The organism is Mesorhizobium sp. WSM4906 (assembly GCF_029674625.1).
Lineage (GTDB): Bacteria > Pseudomonadota > Alphaproteobacteria > Rhizobiales > Rhizobiaceae > Mesorhizobium.
In genome coordinates, this window is sequence record NZ_CP121355.1 from 3,592,938 (window position 1) to 3,610,847 (window position 17,910).

15 protein-coding genes and 1 tRNA gene are annotated in these 17,910 nt (G+C 64.3%); 10 read left to right on the forward strand and 6 right to left on the reverse strand.

Annotated elements, in window-relative coordinates:
• Positions 1–51: 51 nt before the first annotated feature.
• The 8 genes from QAZ22_RS17075 to QAZ22_RS17110 all read left to right on the forward strand — a co-directional run bounded on the left by QAZ22_RS17075 (position 52) and on the right by QAZ22_RS17110 (position 9,723).
• On the forward strand, positions 52–1,722 hold the full coding sequence (locus QAZ22_RS17075) for a ribonuclease J (RefSeq protein ID WP_278201922.1): 1,671 nt from the start codon (positions 52–54) through the stop codon (positions 1,720–1,722).
• 129 nt (positions 1,723–1,851) lie between these two features.
• Positions 1,852–2,256: a methylmalonyl-CoA epimerase gene (gene mce / locus QAZ22_RS17080; RefSeq protein WP_278201923.1), complete on the forward strand. Its 405-nt coding sequence runs from the start codon at positions 1,852–1,854 to the stop codon at positions 2,254–2,256.
• A complete protein-coding gene (locus QAZ22_RS17085) occupies positions 2,253–2,537 on the forward strand; it encodes a DUF1467 family protein (protein WP_278201924.1) in 285 nt (94 codons plus the stop codon). The genes mce and QAZ22_RS17085 overlap by 4 nt, the downstream gene beginning before the upstream one ends.
• Before the next feature lie 644 nt (positions 2,538–3,181).
• Positions 3,182–4,507 carry a proline--tRNA ligase gene (gene proS / locus QAZ22_RS17090; protein WP_278201925.1) on the forward strand — a complete coding sequence of 442 codons (1,326 nt, stop codon included), beginning with the start codon at positions 3,182–3,184 and terminating at the stop codon, positions 4,505–4,507.
• Entirely contained in the window at positions 4,507–5,790 is a 1,284-nt protein-coding gene (locus QAZ22_RS17095; RefSeq protein ID WP_278201927.1) for a lipoprotein-releasing ABC transporter permease subunit, read from the forward strand. Before proS ends, QAZ22_RS17095 begins: the two co-directional genes overlap by 1 nt.
• Complete coding sequence (locus tag QAZ22_RS17100; RefSeq protein WP_278072869.1) at positions 5,787–6,470, forward strand: ABC transporter ATP-binding protein; 684 nt, start codon at positions 5,787–5,789, stop codon at positions 6,468–6,470. The genes QAZ22_RS17095 and QAZ22_RS17100 overlap by 4 nt, the downstream gene beginning before the upstream one ends.
• 299 nt (positions 6,471–6,769) lie before the next feature.
• Positions 6,770–7,792: an IS110 family transposase gene (locus QAZ22_RS17105; protein ID WP_278201928.1), complete on the forward strand. Its 1,023-nt coding sequence runs from the start codon at positions 6,770–6,772 to the stop codon at positions 7,790–7,792.
• A 680-nt stretch (positions 7,793–8,472) separates the two neighbouring features.
• Positions 8,473–9,723 carry an SRPBCC family protein gene (locus tag QAZ22_RS17110; RefSeq protein ID WP_278201929.1) on the forward strand — a complete coding sequence of 417 codons (1,251 nt, stop codon included), beginning with the start codon at positions 8,473–8,475 and terminating at the stop codon, positions 9,721–9,723.
• Positions 9,724–9,734: 11 nt separating this feature from the next.
• On the opposite strand, the gene lipB is transcribed toward QAZ22_RS17110, so the two are convergent.
• Positions 9,735–10,478, reverse strand: a complete 744-nt coding sequence (gene lipB, locus QAZ22_RS17115; protein ID WP_278201930.1) for a lipoyl(octanoyl) transferase LipB — start codon at positions 10,476–10,478, stop codon at positions 9,735–9,737.
• 326 nt (positions 10,479–10,804) lie between these two features.
• On the opposite strand from lipB, the gene QAZ22_RS17120 reads away from it, so the two are divergent.
• Positions 10,805–10,889 (forward strand) — tRNA-Leu (locus QAZ22_RS17120).
• A 155-nt stretch (positions 10,890–11,044) separates the two neighbouring features.
• On the opposite strand, the gene sucD is transcribed toward QAZ22_RS17120, so the two are convergent.
• The 5 genes from sucD to QAZ22_RS17145 all read right to left on the reverse strand — a co-directional run bounded on the left by sucD (position 11,045) and on the right by QAZ22_RS17145 (position 16,092).
• On the reverse strand, positions 11,045–11,944 hold the full coding sequence (gene sucD / locus QAZ22_RS17125) for a succinate--CoA ligase subunit alpha (protein WP_278201931.1): 900 nt from the start codon (positions 11,942–11,944) through the stop codon (positions 11,045–11,047).
• 13 nt (positions 11,945–11,957) lie between these two features.
• Positions 11,958–13,145, reverse strand: a complete 1,188-nt coding sequence (locus tag QAZ22_RS17130; RefSeq protein ID WP_278201932.1) for a malate--CoA ligase subunit beta — start codon at positions 13,143–13,145, stop codon at positions 11,958–11,960.
• Between the two features lie 54 nt (positions 13,146–13,199).
• On the reverse strand, positions 13,200–14,147 hold the full coding sequence (locus QAZ22_RS17135) for a CoA ester lyase (protein ID WP_278201933.1): 948 nt from the start codon (positions 14,145–14,147) through the stop codon (positions 13,200–13,202).
• Between the two features lie 10 nt (positions 14,148–14,157).
• Positions 14,158–15,348 carry an aminotransferase class V-fold PLP-dependent enzyme gene (locus QAZ22_RS17140; protein ID WP_278201934.1) on the reverse strand — a complete coding sequence of 397 codons (1,191 nt, stop codon included), beginning with the start codon at positions 15,346–15,348 and terminating at the stop codon, positions 14,158–14,160.
• Between the two features lie 120 nt (positions 15,349–15,468).
• Positions 15,469–16,092 carry a response regulator transcription factor gene (locus QAZ22_RS17145; RefSeq protein ID WP_278201937.1) on the reverse strand — a complete coding sequence of 208 codons (624 nt, stop codon included), beginning with the start codon at positions 16,090–16,092 and terminating at the stop codon, positions 15,469–15,471.
• 395 nt (positions 16,093–16,487) lie between these two features.
• Between QAZ22_RS17145 and mgtE the strand changes: the two genes are divergently transcribed.
• On the forward strand, positions 16,488–17,906 hold the full coding sequence (gene mgtE, locus QAZ22_RS17150; RefSeq protein ID WP_278201938.1) for a magnesium transporter: 1,419 nt from the start codon (positions 16,488–16,490) through the stop codon (positions 17,904–17,906).
• The last annotated feature ends 4 nt before the right edge of the window (positions 17,907–17,910 follow it).

Consider the following 17,910-nt stretch of genomic DNA (forward strand, 5'->3'; position numbering starts at 1 on the left):
TCCTGGAATTGCGCTAACGGCTTGGCTTGAGCGGCCAGGAAGGAAAGATGCATGGCGAATAGAGAAAACGCCGAACTCGTGTTTGCGCCGCTTGGCGGTGTCGGCGAGATCGGCATGAACTTCGCCCTTTATGGCTACGGGCCGGCCGACGCGCGTGAGTGGATCGTCGTTGATGTCGGCGTCACCTTTCCCGATACCGCGCATCCGGGTGTCGATCTCATCCTGCCCGACACGCGCTTCATCGAGGAGAATCTCGACGGCCTGCGCGGCATCGTCATCACGCATGCGCATGAGGACCACTACGGCGCGCTGCTCGACATCTGGCCGAAGCTCAAGGTCCCGGTCTGGATGACGCCCTTCACCGCCGGCCTGCTCGAGGCCAAGCGGCAGGGCGAGCAGAATGCGCCAAAAATCCCAGCGACCGTCTACCGGGCTGGCGAGAAGTTCACGATAGGGCCGTTCGAGATCGAGGCCATTCCGGTGGCGCACTCGATCCCCGAGCCGATGTCGCTGGCGATCACCACACCGGCCGGCACGGTGATCCACACTGGCGACTGGAAGATCGACCCGGCGCCGACGATCGGCCCGAAGACCGACGAGGCGCGCTTCCGCGCCTATGGCGACAAGGGTGTGCTGGCGCTGATTTGCGATTCCACCAATGCGCTGAGGGAAGGGGAGTCGCCGTCGGAAGTGGCGGTCGGCGAGGGCCTCAAGGGCGTCATAGAGAAGGCCAAGGGCCGCGTCGCGGTCACCACCTTTTCCTCCAATGTCGGGCGCATCATCTCGATCGCCAGGGCGGCGCGCGATACCGGCCGGCAATGCCTGGTGCTCGGCCGCTCGCTGAAGCGCGTCATCGATGTCGCGACCGAGCTCGGCTACATGGACGGCCTGCCGGAATTCATTGCCGAGGAGGATTACGGCTACATCCCGCGCGAGAACCTGGTGATCATCTGCACAGGCAGCCAGGGCGAGCCGCTGGCGGCGCTGGCAAAGCTGTCGCGCGACGAAATGAAGTCGGTGGCGCTGACGGCCGGCGACACGGTGGTGTTTTCCTCGCGGACCATTCCCGGCAACGAGAAGGGGATCCTCGAGATCAAGAACCGGCTGATCGACCTCGGCATGAAGATCGTCGAAGACGGCGATGCGCTGGTGCATGTCTCGGGCCACCCGCGCCGCAGCGAATTGCGCAAGATGTATGAATGGGTGCGGCCGCAGATCGGTGTGCCGGTGCATGGCGAGGCGGCGCATCTGGTCGCGCAGGGCTCGTTGATGTCGATGTCGGGCATCGGCCAGGTGGCACAGGTGCGCGACGGCGATATGCTGAGGCTCTGGCCCGGCCCCGCCACGATCATCGACCAGGTGCCGTTCGGCCGCCTCTACAAGGATGGGCTCTTGATCGGCTCCGACCAGGCGATGGGCATACGCGACCGGCGCAAGCTGTCCTATGCCGGCCATGTCGCGGTCAATGTCGTGCTCGACGAGAAATACGAGCTCGCGGGCGATCCGGACCTTGTGGCGATCGGCGTCGCCGAGGCCGACGCCAGCGGCGAGACGCTGGAGGACCTGATGCTCGATGCGGCAATCGGCGCGGTGGACTCCATCCCCCGCCAGCGCCGAAAAGACCTCGATCTTGTGCAGGAAGCGGTACGCCGTGCCGTACGCGGTGCCGCCAACGAAGCCTGGGGCAAGAAGCCGCTGGTGACGGTATTCGTCACGCGGTGACGAATAAGGGAGTAGGGGAGTAGGGCAGTAGGGCAGTAGGGGAGTAGGGAAGCACGAGTTTTCTTCAGTCTTGTTTTTCCCTACTCCCTTACTGCCCTACTTCCTTACTTCCCTAAAGCGGAGCGCTTTATGCTCGGACGCCTGAACCATGTCGCGCTTGCCGTGCCGGACCTGACCGCGGCGGCTGCCGCGTATCGCGACAGGCTGGGCGCCAGGCTCAGCGAACCGCAGGCGTTGCCGGAGCATGGCGTGACGGTGGTGTTCGTCGATGTCGGCAACACCAAGATAGAGTTGCTCGAGCCGCTGGGCGATGCTTCGCCTATCGCCGCGTTCCTGGAGAAGAATCCCTCGGGCGGCATGCATCACGTCTGCTACGAGGTGGACGACATCCTCGCCGCGCGCGATCATCTCAAGGCGAGCGGCGCGCGTGTGCTCGGCGACGGCAATCCCAAGACCGGCGCCCATGGCAAGCCGGTGCTGTTCCTGCATCCCAAGGACTTCTTCGGCACGCTGGTCGAACTGGAGCAGGCATGAACTGGATTTCGTTTGTCGCGTTGTTCTTCGTCACCTGGTGGCTGGTGCTGTTTGCCGTGCTGCCGTTCAGCCTGCGCACGCAGGACGAGGACCATGATGTCACGCTCGGCACCGTTTCGAGCGCGCCGCGCGGGCCTCATATGCTGCGCGCGGCGATCCGAACGACGATCGTCACGGCGATCGTCCTCGGCATTTTCTACGGCATGACGAGAGGACTGGGCCTGAGCCTCGACGATATCCCGCACATCGTGCCGGACTTTAGTCATACTGCCGGCCGCTAAAGTCCTATTCAGTTTCCGCAAGTATTGATCAACCGACACGCGCTTTGGTTGAAATCGGAAGCCGGCTTCCGATTTTGGCGGCTAGCTGTGAGTAATGCTGTTTGGCAGGTCGCTCTGCTAAGCAGATGATTGCACAAAAAAAATGCAAGGCACGAGGCCTTGCAATTTAAACGCGTCCGATCTGTTTCCGGTGTCCGGCGGCAGCGAGTTACCGCGCCTAGATCGCATCCTCCCAAGACTTTGACCGCGTAGGAGAGCAGATTTTTCTCCGCCCTCTCGGTTATCGGCGCACACTAGACCAAGGCAGGTGAAAATGTCACGAAGAATTTTGCCTCCAAACGGGCAATATCGTGCTGCACTGCACAATAGTGCGGCAGGGCTTGCTTGTGAATCGATCAAATTGAAGGAATCGGCATTTTGCGGCCTAAAGCGCGTCGCGGCGGGACAGATTCAGGCGACGCGCTCCCAAAACCGCTGCGCACTTTTGGCGACATGCATTAAGCAGCCTTTTTGGTCAGGTGCAGAAGGCCCAACACTTTGGAGCGCTCGGGTTTCCATTCCGTCATGAAATGGCTATGAAGCCCGGGCAAGCAGCCTCGGTTGCACCGATTCCGGCGCCGCCATCCTCACTTACGGACCATTCCATGCGTTTGTCGCGCTATTTCCTGCCCATTCTCAAAGAAAATCCTCGCGAGGCCGAGATCGTCTCGCATCGGCTGATGCTGCGCGCCGGCATGATCCGCCAGCAAGGGCAGGGCAGCTTCTCCTGGCTGCCGCTCGGCAAGCGCGTGCTTGACAAGGTCTGCCAGATCATCCGCGAGGAGCAGAACCGGGCGGGCGCGCTGGAAATCCTGATGCCGACCATCCAGTCGGCGGATCTCTGGCGCGAGAGCGGCCGTTACAACGACTACGGCAAGGAGATGCTGCGCATCAAGGATCGCCAGGACCGCGACATGCTCTACGGTCCGACCAACGAGGAAATGGTCACCGAGATCTTCCGCGCCTACGTCAAGTCCTACAAGGACCTGCCGCTCAATCTCTACCACATCCAGTGGAAGTTCCGCGACGAGGTGCGTCCCCGCTTCGGCGTCATGCGCAGCAGAGAGTTCCTGATGAAGGATGCCTACTCCTTCGATCTCGATTTCGAAGGCGCGAGGGCCGCATACAACCGCATGTTCGTGTCCTACCTCAGGACGTTCACGCGCATGGGACTGCAGGCCATTCCGATGCGCGCCGACACCGGCCCGATCGGCGGCGACCTCAGCCACGAGTTCATCATCCTGGCCGAGACTGGCGAGAGCCAAGTGTTCTGCGACCGCGCCTATCTATCGCTCGACGTGCCCGGCGCGGACACGAACTTTTCCAACGATGCCGAGATCGACGGCATCGTGAAGAAATGGACGACGCCTTACGCCGCCACCGACGAGATGCATGACGAAGCCGCCTGGGCGAACGTCCCCGATGGCGACAGGCTCTCGGCGCGCGGCATCGAGGTCGGCCATATCTTCCATTTCGGCGAGAAATATTCGAAGCCGATGGGCGCCAAAGTGACCGGGCCTGACGGCAAGGACCATTTCGCCTCGGGCGGCTCCTATGGCATCGGCCCGTCGCGACTGGTCGCGGCGATCATCGAGGCCAGCCATGACGAGAACGGCATCGTCTGGCCGGAAGCGGTGGCGCCGTTCGATATCGGCCTGATCAACATGAAGGTGGGCGACGCCGAGTGCGATCGCGTCTGCGACGAGCTTTACTCGGCGCTGAGTGCTGCCGGCAAGGACGTGCTCTATGACGACACCGACCAGCGGCCCGGCGGCAAGTTCGCCACCGCGGACCTGATCGGCCTTCCCTGGCAGGTGATCGTCGGCCCGCGCGGCGTGGCCGCCGGCGAAGTCGAGATCAAGAACCGCCGGAGCGGCGAGCGCGAAACGCTGCCGATCGCGGAAGCCAAGAAGCGCCTGGGTATCGCCTGATGAGCGAGGCGGCTGCAGCCCGATCGCCGGCAGGCGCCTTTTCAGGCTTCGAGCGTATGGTGGCGTGGCGCTACCTACGCTCGCGCCGCAAGGAGACGGTGATCTCGGTCATCGCCTCGATCTCCTTCCTCGGCATCATGCTGGGTGTCGCAACGCTGATCGTCGTCATGGCGGTGATGAATGGTTTTCGCGCCGAGCTTCTTACACGCATTCTCGGTGTCAACGGCCATCTGATCGCGCAGCCGCTCGATTCGCCGCTGGAGGACTACGCCCAGGTGGCGAGCCGTATCAATGGTGTTGCCGGCGTCAAATACGCCATACCGCTGATCGACGGGCAGGTGCTGGCGCAAGGCAATGTCGGCGGCGGCGCCGGCGCGCTGGTGCGCGGCATTCGCGCGGAAGACCTCGGCAAGATCTCGATCGTTTCCAGCAACATCAAGCAGGGCACGCTCGACGGTTTCGACACCGGCGACGGCGTGGCGATCGGCAAGCGCATGGCCGAGAATCTGGGGCTGGTGCTCGGCGACACGATCACGCTGATCTCGCCGGAAGGCGACGTCACGCCGCTCGGCACGACGCCGCGCATGAAGGGCTACAAGGTGGCGGCGATCTTCGAGGTCGGCATGTCGGAGTATGACAGCTCGATCGTCTATATGCCGTTCTCGGAAGCGCAGCTCTATTTCAACATGGACGGGCGGGCGCAGACGATCGAGATCTATGTCGACAATCCCGACAATGTCGATGCGCTGAAGCCGCAGGTGGAACAGGCGGCGCAACGGCCGATCGAGCTCGTCGACTGGCGCCAGCGCAACGAGACCTTCTTCTCGGCGCTGCAGGTCGAGCGCAACGTCATGTTCATGATCCTGACGCTGATCGTGCTGGTGGCGGCGCTCAACATCATCTCCGGCCTCGTCATGCTGGTGAAGGACAAGGGCCACGACATCGCCATCCTGCGCACGATGGGGGCCTCGCGCGGCGCGATCCTGCGCATCTTCCTGATGACGGGCGCGGCGATCGGCGTCACCGGCACCATCGCTGGCGTGCTGCTCGGCGTCGTCATCTGCCTCAACATCGAATCGATCCGCCAGTTCTTCTCCTGGATGACGGGCAGGATCCTGTTCAACCCCGAGCTCTATTTCCTCAGCCAGCTGCCGGCGAAAATGGACGCGCGCGAGACCACCTATGTCGTCATCATGGCGCTCGGCCTATCCTTCATCGCGACCGTGTTTCCGGCCTGGCGGGCGGCCCGGCTCGATCCGGTCGAAGCCCTGAGGTACGAGTGATGGCCGAAGCCATTATCGAGCTCAAGGGCGTCGAGCGGCACTATGTCCAGGGGCCGCGCAAGCTCACCATTCTGAACGGCGCCGACTTCTCGCTCAGACGCGGCGAGATGGTGGCGCTGGTGGCGCCGTCGGGCAGCGGCAAGTCGACGCTCCTGCATACTGCGGGACTGCTGGAGCGTCCGGACGCCGGCGACGTGATCCTCAGCGGCCGCGCCTGCGGCAGGCTCTCCGACGAGGAACGCACAGCGATCCGCCGCAACGATATCGGCTTCGTCTATCAGTTCCATCATCTGCTGCCGGAATTCTCGGCGCTCGAAAACATCATGATGCCGCAACTGATCAAGGGACTTCCTCCCAAGGAGGCGTCGGAGCGGGCGGCACAGCTGCTCGATTACATGCAGATCGGCAAGCGCGCGCAGCACCGTCCGGCCGAGCTCTCGGGCGGCGAGCAGCAGCGCGTGGCAATAGCGCGCGCCGTCGCCAATGCGCCGCTGGTGCTTCTCGCCGACGAGCCGACGGGCAACCTCGATCCGACGACCGCCTCCTATGTCTTCGACGCGCTGGAGGCGCTGGTCAGGCAGTCGGGGCTGGCGGCGTTGATCGTCACGCACAATCACGAACTCGCCTCGCGCATGGACCGGCGGGTAACGCTGGCCGAGGGGAAGGTCGTGCCGCTTTAGGGTGTGTGTCTCCCGACGTCGTCATCCTAGGGCGGAGCGACGCGAAGCGGAGCGAAGACCCTAGGATCCATGCCGTTACCTCCGCCGAAGAATGCAACGCTGCAGAATGGGGCAGAGGTCGGCTCCTCGGGAGCCTCGTTCTGCATCGCAGTATCGCCTCTATATCACGGCATGGATTCTAGGGTCTGCGCGCGTCGCTTGCTCCTTGCTCCGCCCTAGAATGATGGGTGGACGGCCCCTTGCGGCATCGAATGTGCCAAACTGGTCGTGTTGGAACCCAGCGGAGGAGACCGTCCGTCATGCAAGCTATCAGATTTGGAATCGATTTGGCCAAGAACGTGTTTCAGGTGCACGGCGTGGATGCAGCCGGGCAGGTGGTGGTGCAGCGCCAGCTGCGGCGCGCGCAGGTGGAGAAGTTCTTCGCCGCGCAGCCGCCGGCGCTGATCGGCATGGAGGCGTGCGGCTCGGCCCATCATTGGGCCCGCACGCTGAGCGCGCTCGGCCACGAGGTCAAGCTGATGCCGCCGGCCTATGTGAAGCCCTATGTTGCGCGCAACAAGAACGATGCCCGCGATGCGCAAGGCTGTTGCGAAGCGGTGAGCCGGCCCGACATGCGCTTCGTGCCGATCAAGACGGTCGAACAGCAATGGGCCCGAGCGCTGCATCGCACACGTGACCTTCTGGTGCGCCAGCGCACGCAACTGGCCAACGCCATGCGTGGGCAGCTCTATGAGATGGGTCTGATAGGTGCCAAGGGGGCCGCAGGCATCGAGGCCCTGCTGCAGCGCATCGAGGCAGCCGATGAAGCCATTCCCGCGGCGCTGTTGATCTGTCTGGCGCCTCTGGCCGGGCAATGGCGGGCGCTGGATGGCGAGATCGGCAAGCTGGACAAGCAGATCCTGGCTCAGGTCAGGCAGCAGCGAGCGGCCTTGCGGCTGACGACGATCCCGAGCGTCGGCCCGATCATCGCGCATGCAGCCGTCGCCACCATCGGCGATGGCCGCCAGTTCGCTTCGGCCAGGGACTTCGCCGCCTGGCTGGGCCTGACCCGCAAGAGCCATGACACCGGCGGCAAGCACAGCTTGACGGGCCATATCAGCCGCGCCGGCGACAGGGACCTGCGAAGGCTGCTCATTCTGGGCGCCAGTTCCTGGTTGCGCCAGGTCAGGGCCAAACCCGACAAGGGCTCACCCTGGGTTCGCGGCCTGCTGGCCAGGCGGCCGGTCAAGGTCGCCGTCGTCGCCCAGGCGGCCAAGACCGCCCGCATCATCTGGGCAATGCTGCAATCGGGACAGGAATACAGGGCGCCGACTGCGGCATAAACGCAAATCGAGGCCCTCAACAAGCGTAAGGAGCAAAAAGCAGCACGGCAAAATGGTCAGGACCTGGGTCGAGACACTCCGCCTTCGTCATCGCGATACAAAGCGCGCTAGAATGATTGGAACTCGATCCGCGTAACCCTTGCGGGCCAGCGGTCTTCGAAATCGACCGCACTAAAGGCCGAATACATGACCGCTCCAGACCTGCGCCGTCGTTGCCATTTTGCCTCTTGCCCAAAAGGGGCCGTCCATACATGACGAAGTGGGTGTGTTGGCCAATCGCAAAGGGCGGTGTTCTGCCTGCGTAGCAACCTCGTCAACCTTTCCTTAACCGTGCCCAAACGGACCGCCGGGATTCGCCCGGGGCGTCGCTCCCTGATCGTTGACATTCGAACAAAATTAGAACAAATTACGAACATACCAACAACAGGAGAGAGTTATGGCCGATCTGGTTCAGGATGTCGTCTCGCTGGTTTGCATGAGCACATTTCTCATTTCCATGGCGATCTGGATTGGCGCCATGTGATCGGGCGGCTCGCCGCCGCTTGCCCGGGGGCAACGGTCCGCCCTCTGTTTGGGGCGGGCAAGAGCCCGCCCTGGGACGGGCAAGAGCCCGCCCCTTGTTAAGCCTTTCTTGGCTGCGCCGCCGCTAGGCTGGTTTCCGAAACTGGGAGCCAAAGGCAGTGTCGGTCATCGCCACGGTCACCCTCGTGGCCGGAAATCTCGGACTGATCTTTCTTTTGATGACGGCGCCGCTCGGGCAGCGCACGGTTCGCGTCAGCCGTGTTGTGGCGGCTGACGCGAACCGCCTCTGGCAGGCGCTTTGGCCGTTCGGCAGCCATGCCGGCTGGTCGGGTGAAATCCTTTCCGCCGAACCGCTGGACGGCGAGGGGACGGCGCTGATCAAACTGTCCTGGGAAGGGCGGGATGGCAGGCCGATCGAGCGCAAGGCACGGTTCGACGACGTGGTGGAAGGCAGCCGCTTCTCGATGCGGGTCATCGAGGACACGGCGCTCGATTCGTCGTTCTGGGCCAATTATAGCGAAACCGCCGAGCTCGTCGCAGAAGGGGATGCGACGCGGGTCACGCTTACACAAACCGATCGCTATCGCGGGATCGCTTTCCTGATCTTCCGCTTCTTCGCCATGCGCCGCGAGCTCGCGAAGCTGCAAGTCTGGGCGAGAACCGGAACCTATCGCAAGGGCGGCTGGTTCGAGCATCCGGTGAGCCAGATCGGTTTCGCTCTGCTTTCGGCCTTCATCCTGTGGCCGTTCTTCGGGCTCAATCCCGGCGGGCTGGCGCTCGCCGCCATCCTGACCTCGGTGGTCGCCCTGCACGAGCTTGGCCATATGGCGGCGTTCCGCCTTACGGGACATCGCCAGGCGCGGATGATCTTCATCCCGCTGCTCGGCGGCATCGCCATGGGCGGCAGGCCCTATGACAGCCGCTTCGAGGTCGCCTTCGTGGCGCTGATGGGCGCGGGCTTCTCCGCCTTCCTGGTGCCTCCCCTGATCGCCGCCAGCGGCCTTGCCGGCAGCGAAGGGCATCGCCTTGCGGCAATGCTGCTGGCGACGCTTGCCGGCTGCGCCTCGCTGTTCAACATCGCCAATCTGGTGCCGGTGTGGAAGTTCGACGGCGGCCAGGTACTGCGCCAAATCTGTCCGGGACCGCTCGCGCTGGCGCTGGCGTCCTTCCTGCTCTTGTCCGCCTTGCTGGTGCTCGGCTGGCGCGCCGGTTTCTCGCCCAGCTTCCTGCTCATTGCCGGCGCAGTGTTTTCGATGCTCAGCCTACTCACCGTCGGAAGCGGCGTGAAGCCGCGTCATGAGCTGAAGCCGATCCGGACCTTCGACCGCCTGGCCATGGCCGGCGCGCTACTCGCGGTCTTTGCCATTCACGGCTACGGCGTGCTCTGGGCCTCCGCCCAGCTGATGTAGCTGCGGCGGGTTCAGCCTGCCTTTCGGGCCAGCTCGGCGGCTGGAACCGCGGCAGGTCCGAACACGTGCTCGAAGGCGGATTTCAGCGCGACGTCGAGGTCGGCCATGGTCACCGGCAGGCCGAGGTCGACAAGGCTGGTGACGCCGTGGTCCGAGACGCCGCAGGGCACGATGCCGCTGAAATGACCGAGCTCCGGCTCGACATTGATGGCGATGCCGTGAAAACTCACCCAGCGCCTGAGCCTGATGCCTATTGCCGCGATCTTGTCCTCGGCGGGCGAGCCGTCCGGCAGGGCGGGGCGATCCGGCCGCACCACCCAGACGCCGACCCGGTCCTCGCGCCGCTCGCCGCGCACGTTGAAGGCGGCGAGCGTGCCGATGATCCATTCTTCGAGCGCCGCGACGAAGGCGCGGACATCCTCGCGCCGGCGCTTCAAGTCGAGCATCACATAGGCCACGCGCTGGCCGGGGCCGTGATAGGTGTATTCGCCGCCTCGGCCCGCGGCGAATACCGGGAAACGGTCGGGCTCGATCAGGTCCTCGACGCGCGCGCTGGTGCCGGCCGTATAGAGCGGCGGATGCTCGACCAGCCAGACCATCTCGCCGGCAGCGCCGCTGCGGATCGCCTCGGCGCGCGCCTCCATGAAGGCGAGCGCATCAGGATAGGGGGTCAAGCCGGGCTCGATGACCCACTCGACCGGCGCCGAACCGGGAAGGGGCAGAAACGACGTGGCGATCTGGCTGCGTTCTGTCATGGCGCGTCTCTTCTGAGGCGCGCCATGGTTGGAACCGGATCCAGGCGAGCTCAGATGTGTTCGTATCCCCAAATCCGTCAGCGGCTTCGGGCGATGTGCAATTGCACCTCATATGGCGGCAATCGACAAAAACGTCCAGTTCCGCCGGCTCGCGGCAAGGCTGTGAGGCGTTGTGCCAGATGCTTTGTCCGATGCATGTCGTCCTCCCAAAACCGCTCCACACTTTTGGGCGACATACATTAGCGAATATTCCGCACGGCGCACTTGTTTCGCCGGAAACGATTTGCTACAGGCCCCGGGCCGGACGGTTCCGGCTCCTACCACGTGCGGTCGTGGCGGAATTGGTAGACGCGCAGCGTTGAGGTCGCTGTGGGGCAACCCGTGGAAGTTCGAGTCTTCTCGACCGCACCAAGTTCTTCCGACAAGACCGTTTCTGATCCGCCGGCAGGACCTGCGCCAGCGATCAATATCGCGGGCTTCCGACTGGCTTCTGGGGGCTGAAACGGTAACGGCGGCGTGTCATGCAGACCACGCCGCCGCACTCGCAATCCTGCTCGATCAGAGTGTCAGGCCGCCTTCTTCGTCCGCGCCAGCGTATCGGCCACGACCTCGCCGAACGAAGCTGGCGTCGGCACGATCACGACGCCGGCTTCCTTCAGGATCTCGACCTTCTCCTGCGCCGACTCGCCGAAGGCGGAGATGATCGCGCCGGCATGGCCCATGCGGCGGCCCTTCGGCGCCGAAAGGCCGGCGATGTAGGCGATCAGCGGCTTGCGCATATTGTCGCGCGCCCAGATCGCGGCTTCGGCTTCCTGCGGTCCGCCGATCTCGCCGATCATCACCACGGCGTCGGTGTCCTCGTCGCGCTCGAAGAGCTGGAGGATGTCCTTGAAGGACGAGCCATTGATCGGATCGCCGCCGATGCCGACGCTGGTCGACACGCCGATGCCGAGCACCTTCATCTGCGAGGCCGCCTCGTAGCCCAGAGTGCCGGAGCGCCCGACGATGCCGACGCGGCCGGGCAGATAGATGCTGCCCGGCATGATGCCCATCAGCGCCTGTCCGGGCGTGATGACGCCGGCGCAGTTCGGCCCGACCAGCCGCATGCGGTCCTCGAAACGGTAGCGGCGCATGTAGCGCTTGACCTGCATCATGTCCTGCGAGGGGATGCCGTCGGTGATGCAGACGCAAAGCTTTATGCCGGCGTCGGCCGCTTCCATGATCGAATCGGCAGCGAAGGGCGGCGGCACGAAGACGATGCTGGCTTCGGCACGGGTCTCGCGCACCGCGCCCTTGACGGTGTTGAAGACTGGCAGGCCGAGATGGGTCTGGCCGCCCTTGCCGGGTGTCACGCCGCCGACCAGCTTGGTGCCGTAGCGCTTCATGTCCTCGGCGTGGAAGCTGCCGATCTTGCCGGTAAAACCCTGGACGATGACGCGGGTGCTGCGGTTGAGCAGGATTGCCATTTCTCGACCTCCCTCAGGCTGCTTTTTTGTTCTTGGCGGCCGCCCGCCAGGCGGCGACGGCTTTCTCGGCGGCTTCGGCCAGCGTGTCGGCGACGATCACCTTCTCGCCGGAATCGGCCAGGATGCGACGGCCCTCCTCGACCTTGGTGCCGGAGAGCCGCACCACCAGTGGCACATCGACGCCGACCTCGCGGATCGCCTTGATGACGCCCTCGGCCACCCAGTCGCAGCGGTTGATGCCGGCAAAGATGTTGACCAGGATGGCCTCGACTTGTCTGTCGCCGAGCACGGCGCGGAAGGATTTAGCCACACGCTCGGGCGAGGCGCCGCCGCCGATGTCGAGGAAGTTGGCCGGCTCGCCGCCGGCGATCTTGATCATGTCCATCGTCGCCATGGCGAGGCCGGCGCCGTTGATGATGCAGCCGATATTGCCGTCCAGCCCGACATAGGAAAGGCCGCGGTCGCTGGCGAAAGTCTCGCGCGGGTCTTCCTGGCTCTTGTCGCGCAACTCGGAGATTTCCGGGCGGCGGAACAGCGCGTTCTCGTCGAAGGACATTTTTGCGTCGAGCGCGACGAGGCTACCGTCGCGGGTCACCACCAGCGGATTGATCTCCAGCATCGAGGCGTCATAGTCGCGGAACACCTGATAGCAGCCGAGGATGGTTTCGGTGGCCTTGCCGATCAGGTTGCTCTCAAGGCCGAGGCCGAAGGCGATCTCGCGCGCCTGGAAGCCCTGCATGCCGACACCGGGATCGACGGTGGCGCGGATGATGGAATCCGGCTTCTTTTCGGAAATGTCCTCGATCTCCATGCCGCCGGCGGCCGACGCCACGATCATGACGCGCTCTTCCTTGCGGTCGAGCACGAAGCCGAGATAGAGCTCCTGCGCGATGTCGACCGCTTCCTCGAGATAGAGGCGCGAGATCAGCTTGCCGCGCGGACCGGTCTGCTGGGTCACCAGCTTGCGGCCGAGCATGGCTTCCGCCGCGTTGGAGATCTCCTCGTCGTTGGAGCACACCTTGATGCCGCCGGCCTTGCCGCGCGCGCCGGAATGGACCTGCGCCTTCAGCACCCATCTCGAGCCGCCGATCTCGCGCGCCCGGTAGGTCGCCTGCTCGGGGCTGTAGGCAAGCCCGCCGCGCGGCACATGCACGCCGTGACGGGCGAGCAGTTCCTTGGCCTGGTATTCGTGAATGTCCATCTTGTACTCCCGGTAATTCTTTAATGCGCCGCGCTGTGCGGCCCTCTTGGTCAATCAAGTTTGGCCGGCGCGCTCGATCGCCTCGCTCACCACCAGCACGTTGCGGGCCATACGTTCCGACGCCGCGTCGATCATCTTGCCGTCGAGCGCGGCGGCGCCCTTGCCGAGCGCCTCGGCCTCCTTCAGCACCTCGAGGATGCGGCGGGCGCGGGTGACCTCTTTTTCCGGCGGCGAGAAGACGTCGTTGGCCAAAGCGATCTGCGAGGGGTGGATCGCCCATTTGCCCTCGATGCCGAGCGCGGCGGCGCGCCTGGCGGCTGCCTTGTAGCCTTCCGGGTCGGAGAAATCGCCGAACGGTCCGTCGATGGCGCGCAGGCCATAGGCGCGGCAGGCGACCGTCATGCGCGACAGGGCGAAATGCCATTGGTCGCCGGGATAGTCCGGATTCAGGCCGCCGATGTTGACGGTGCGTGCCTTGTTGCTGGCGGCATAGTCGGCAACGCCGAAATGCATCGCTTCCAGCCGGCCGGGCGTGGCGGCGATCGCCTCGACATTGGCCATGCCGAGCGCCGTCTCGATCAAGGCTTCGAGGCCGACGCGGGTCTTATAACCCTTGGCCATCTCGATCTGGTTGACCATGGCCTCGACCATATAGAGGTCGGCCGGAACGCCTACCTTCGGCACCAGGATGGTGTCCAGACGGTCGCCGGCCTGTTCCATGACATCGACCACGTCGCGGTACATGTAATGGGTGTCGAGGCCGTTGATGCGCACCGAGACGGTCTTGCCCTTGGCGCGCCAGTCGATGTCGTTCAGCGCCTGGATGATGTTCTTGCGGGCGCGCTCCTTGTCCGGCGGCGCGACGGCGTCCTCGATGTCGAGGAAGACGAAGTCGGCGGCGCTGCTCGCCGCCTTGTCGATCATTTCCGGGCTGGAGCCTGGAACCGCCAGCTCGCTGCGCTGGAGCCTGAGCTTCTTGAGGTGGTTGATGGTGTGGCTCATCGTCCGCTCCTCACGCCGCCTCGGCGACCGGCATTGCGGCGGTGCGCCGGAAGTGGTCGATCGCGGCCGCCACGCCGGAGCCCGGCGCCAGGCGCACGCCGCAATCGAGCAGCGCCATTTCGGCCGCCGACAGCGAGGCGCAGACCATCACCTCGTTCAGCCAGCCGAGATGGCCGATGCGGAAGACCTTGCCGAACACCTTGTTGAGGCCGCCGCCAAGTGACGTCTGGTAGGTCCGGTAGGCGCGCTTGACGACGTCGCCGCTGTCGATGCCTTCCGGCACCAGGATCGCGCTCACCGTGTCGGAGTGCCATTGCGGCGCCTTGGCGCAGAGCTTCAGCCCCCAGGCGTCGACCGCCTTGCGCACGCCCTCGGCCAGGCGATGGTGGCGGGCGAAGATGTTGTCCAGCCCTTCCTCGGCGATGAGGTCGAGCGAGGCGCGCAGGCCGCGCAGCAACTGCGTGGCGGGCGTGTAGGGGAAGTAGCCGGCGTCATTGGCGCGGATCATGTCCTCGAAGGAGAAGTAGCAGCGCCTATGGGTGGCGATCCGCGACGCGGCCAGCGCCTTGTTGCTGACCGACAGGAAGCCGAGGCCGGCCGGCAGCATGAAGCCTTTCTGCGAACCGCTCACTGCGCAGTCGACACGCCATTCCTCCTGGCGGAAGTCGATCGAGCCGATCGACGACACGCCGTCGACGAAGAGAAGCGCAGGGTGGTTCACGGCGTCGAGGGCGGCGCGGCAGCCGGCGACGTCGCTGGTGACGCCGGTCGCGGTCTCGTTCTGCGTGCAGAACACCGCCTTGATGCGATGCGCCTTGTCCGCCCGCAGTCTCTCGGCATAGAGGTCGAGCGGGACGCCCGTTCCCCATTCGCAGTCGATGACGTCGACGTCGAAGCCAAGGCGCTCGGCCATGTCGACCCACAGATGCGAGAACTGGCCGAAGCGCGACATCAGCACCCGGTCGCCGGGGTTGAGCACGTTGGTCATCGCCGCCTCCCAGGCGCCGGTGCCTGACGATGGGTAGATGAAGACGCGACCAGTCTCGTTCTTGAAAACTCGCTTGATGTCCTCGAACAGCGGCAGCGTGAGATTGGGGAAGGAGGCGGCGCGCATGTCCTCCATCGGCAGGTTCATGGCCTGCCGGACCTCTTCGGGAATATTGGTGGGTCCTGGGATGAAAAGATGGGTGAACCCAGCCATGCGCGAACTCCTCCGATCGTTGGGATTGTTCGGGGAGTGTCGTTGGGGCGGCGTGTCGCAACAACACCTTGCCGGGTAAGTTGTCGCCGCGCGCGGGTAGGGCGGACCTACCCGGGCTCCCTACCCGAAAGGCGACTTGGAGGTGCGGCGCTTCTCGTTCGCATAGAGCGCGACCGCCATGGCGCGGTTGCGCACATCGAGCTTGTCGTAGAGATTCTTGAGGTGGTACTTCACCGTGTTTTCCGAGATCCCCGTCCGGGTCGCGATCTGGAGATTGGTCCAGCCATCGGAAAGCACCGCGAGCAGCTCGCGCTCACGCACGGTGAGCTGCGACAGCGGCGTGTCGTTGACCTTGTTGATGTCGATATAGGGGATGCAGATGCGCCCATGCGCGACCGCCAGGATCGTCTCGAAGATGATCGGCGGATCGTCGAACTGGAAGCAATAGCCCTGGGCACCGAGGCGCACGCACTGCTTCAGGATGCCGATGTCATGATCGTTGGAAAAGACCGTGATGCGCAGGTCGAGCTTGCGGTTCTGGACTTCCGCCAGGATATCGGCGCCATCCATGTCGGCGAGCCTCCAGCCGATGACGGCGACGTCGAAGCTGGTGTCCGCCGCCAGCTCGAGGAATTGCATGCCGCTCTGCACGGAACTCACCAGCTCGAAACGGCCATCGCATTCGAGCATCTCGCGGAGCGCCGACACGACGAGCGGATTGCGTTCGGCAACGACGACGCGCACGCGCCTCGAGCCAACTGCTTCGTTCGTTTTCCGGGACTTGAGGTCCAAGGCCTGCCGCTTGTCCTTTCGATCTTGCAACTTGCCGGCCACTCAGGACCTGCATCATGACAATTCTGCCGCAACCGCAGGGGCGCGCTCTTTCCGCTGCGACATGCGCTGTCGCGCCGGCTGAAACCGAAAATTGTCCTGCCGCCAGATCGCTTCGAAGGCGTCACGGGACATATTTCGCTGAATATTCCGCATGCTAGCGCAACGATTTCGCAAGACGAATCGCTTCACGGCCCTATCTGCCGCATTGGCATCGGATTTCCCCGAAAAGCGGTTTCCACTTTCGGGGCTCATGCTCTAGACCTTGATTTCGCACCATTTCCGGATTCCTGTTGGCGGAGGCGCTGGTGGAAGCCCAGGACACAGAGACGACCGGCGCCAGGGCCGCCGACGAGCACCACGCCGACATCTACGGCGAGGACGGCGCCGTCCGCTCCTCTTTCCTTGCCCAGATCGGCGCGGCGATCGCGGACCGCGACACGCTCACTTTAAAGCGCGAAGTCGACGATCTGCACCAGTCGGAACTCGGCGATCTGCTGGAGGCGCTGCATCCCGAACAGCGCCGGGCCTTGGTCGAGCTGCTCGGCTCCGATTTCGACTTCTCCGCGCTGACCGAGGTCGACGAGGCGATCCGCCTCGACATCGTCGACAATTTGCCCAACGAGCAGATCGCGCAGGCGGTGCAGGAGCTCGATTCCGACGACGCCGTCTACATCCTCGAGGATCTCGACCAGGAGGACCAGGAAGAGATCCTCTCGCAGCTGCCCTTCACCGAACGCATCAGGCTGAGGCGCTCGCTCGACTATCCGGAAGAGACAGCCGGCCGGCGCATGCAGACGGAGTTCGTCGCCGTGCCGCCGTTCTGGACGATCGGCCAGACCATCGACTACATGCGTGAGGACAAGAACCTTCCGGAGCGCTTCAGCCAGATCTTCGTCATCGACCCGAGCTTCAAGCTGCTCGGCGCCATCGACCTCGACCAGATCCTGCGCACCAAGCGGGCTGTAAAGGTCGAGGAGGTGATGCACGAGACCCGGCATGCCATCCCGGCCACCATGGACCAGGAAGAGGCGGCGCGGGAATTCGAGCAGTACGACCTGCTCTCTGCAGCCGTGGTCGACGAGAACGACCGGCTGGTCGGCGTGCTCACCATCGACGACGTCGTCGACGTCATCCAGCAGGAAGCGGAGGAAGACCTGCTGCGCATGGGCGGCGTCGGCGACGAAGAGCTGTCCGATACCGTGCTGGCGACATCGCGCTCGCGCGTGCCGTGGCTGCTCGTCAATCTGCTGACGGCGTTCCTGGCGGCGTCGGTGATCGGCCTGTTCGACCGCACGATCGAGCATATCGTGGCGCTGGCGGTGCTGATGCCGATCGTCGCCGGCATGGGCGGCAATGCCGGGTCGCAGACCATGACGGTGACCGTGCGCGCGCTGGCGACGCGGGATCTCGACATCTACAATGCAGCCCGCATCATCCGGCGCGAGGTGGGTGTGGGTTTCATCAACGGCATCGTGTTCGCCGTGCTGATCGGCATGGTCGCCGGGATCTGGTTCCACGACCCCAATCTCGGCGGCATCATCGCCGCGGCGATGATCATCAACATGTTCGCCGCGGCGCTGGCAGGCATCCTGATCCCGTTGCTGCTCGACCGCTTCAAGATCGATCCGGCGGTGGCCTCGGCCGTCTTCGTAACCACCGTCACCGACTGTGTCGGCTTCTTTGCTTTCCTTGGGCTGGCCACCTGGTGGTTCAGCATTCGCTAAAGCA

What these genes read in the sequence shown, in the direction of transcription:
- QAZ22_RS17075 (WP_278201922.1), top strand. Translation starts at nt 52, where the DNA reads ATGGCGAATAGAGAAAACGCCGAACTCGTGTTTGCGCCGCTTGGCGGT.
- mce (WP_278201923.1), top strand. Translation starts at nt 1,852, where the DNA reads ATGCTCGGACGCCTGAACCATGTCGCGCTTGCCGTGCCGGACCTGACC.
- QAZ22_RS17085 (WP_278201924.1), top strand. Translation starts at nt 2,253, where the DNA reads ATGAACTGGATTTCGTTTGTCGCGTTGTTCTTCGTCACCTGGTGGCTG.
- proS (WP_278201925.1), top strand. Translation starts at nt 3,182, where the DNA reads ATGCGTTTGTCGCGCTATTTCCTGCCCATTCTCAAAGAAAATCCTCGC.
- QAZ22_RS17095 (WP_278201927.1), top strand. Translation starts at nt 4,507, where the DNA reads ATGAGCGAGGCGGCTGCAGCCCGATCGCCGGCAGGCGCCTTTTCAGGC.
- QAZ22_RS17105 (WP_278201928.1), top strand. Translation starts at nt 6,770, where the DNA reads ATGCAAGCTATCAGATTTGGAATCGATTTGGCCAAGAACGTGTTTCAG.
- lipB (WP_278201930.1), bottom strand. Translation starts at nt 10,478, where the DNA reads ATGACAGAACGCAGCCAGATCGCCACGTCGTTTCTGCCCCTTCCCGGT.
- sucD (WP_278201931.1), bottom strand. Translation starts at nt 11,944, where the DNA reads ATGGCAATCCTGCTCAACCGCAGCACCCGCGTCATCGTCCAGGGTTTT.
- QAZ22_RS17130 (WP_278201932.1), bottom strand. Translation starts at nt 13,145, where the DNA reads ATGGACATTCACGAATACCAGGCCAAGGAACTGCTCGCCCGTCACGGC.
- QAZ22_RS17135 (WP_278201933.1), bottom strand. Translation starts at nt 14,147, where the DNA reads ATGAGCCACACCATCAACCACCTCAAGAAGCTCAGGCTCCAGCGCAGC.
- QAZ22_RS17140 (WP_278201934.1), bottom strand. Translation starts at nt 15,348, where the DNA reads ATGGCTGGGTTCACCCATCTTTTCATCCCAGGACCCACCAATATTCCC.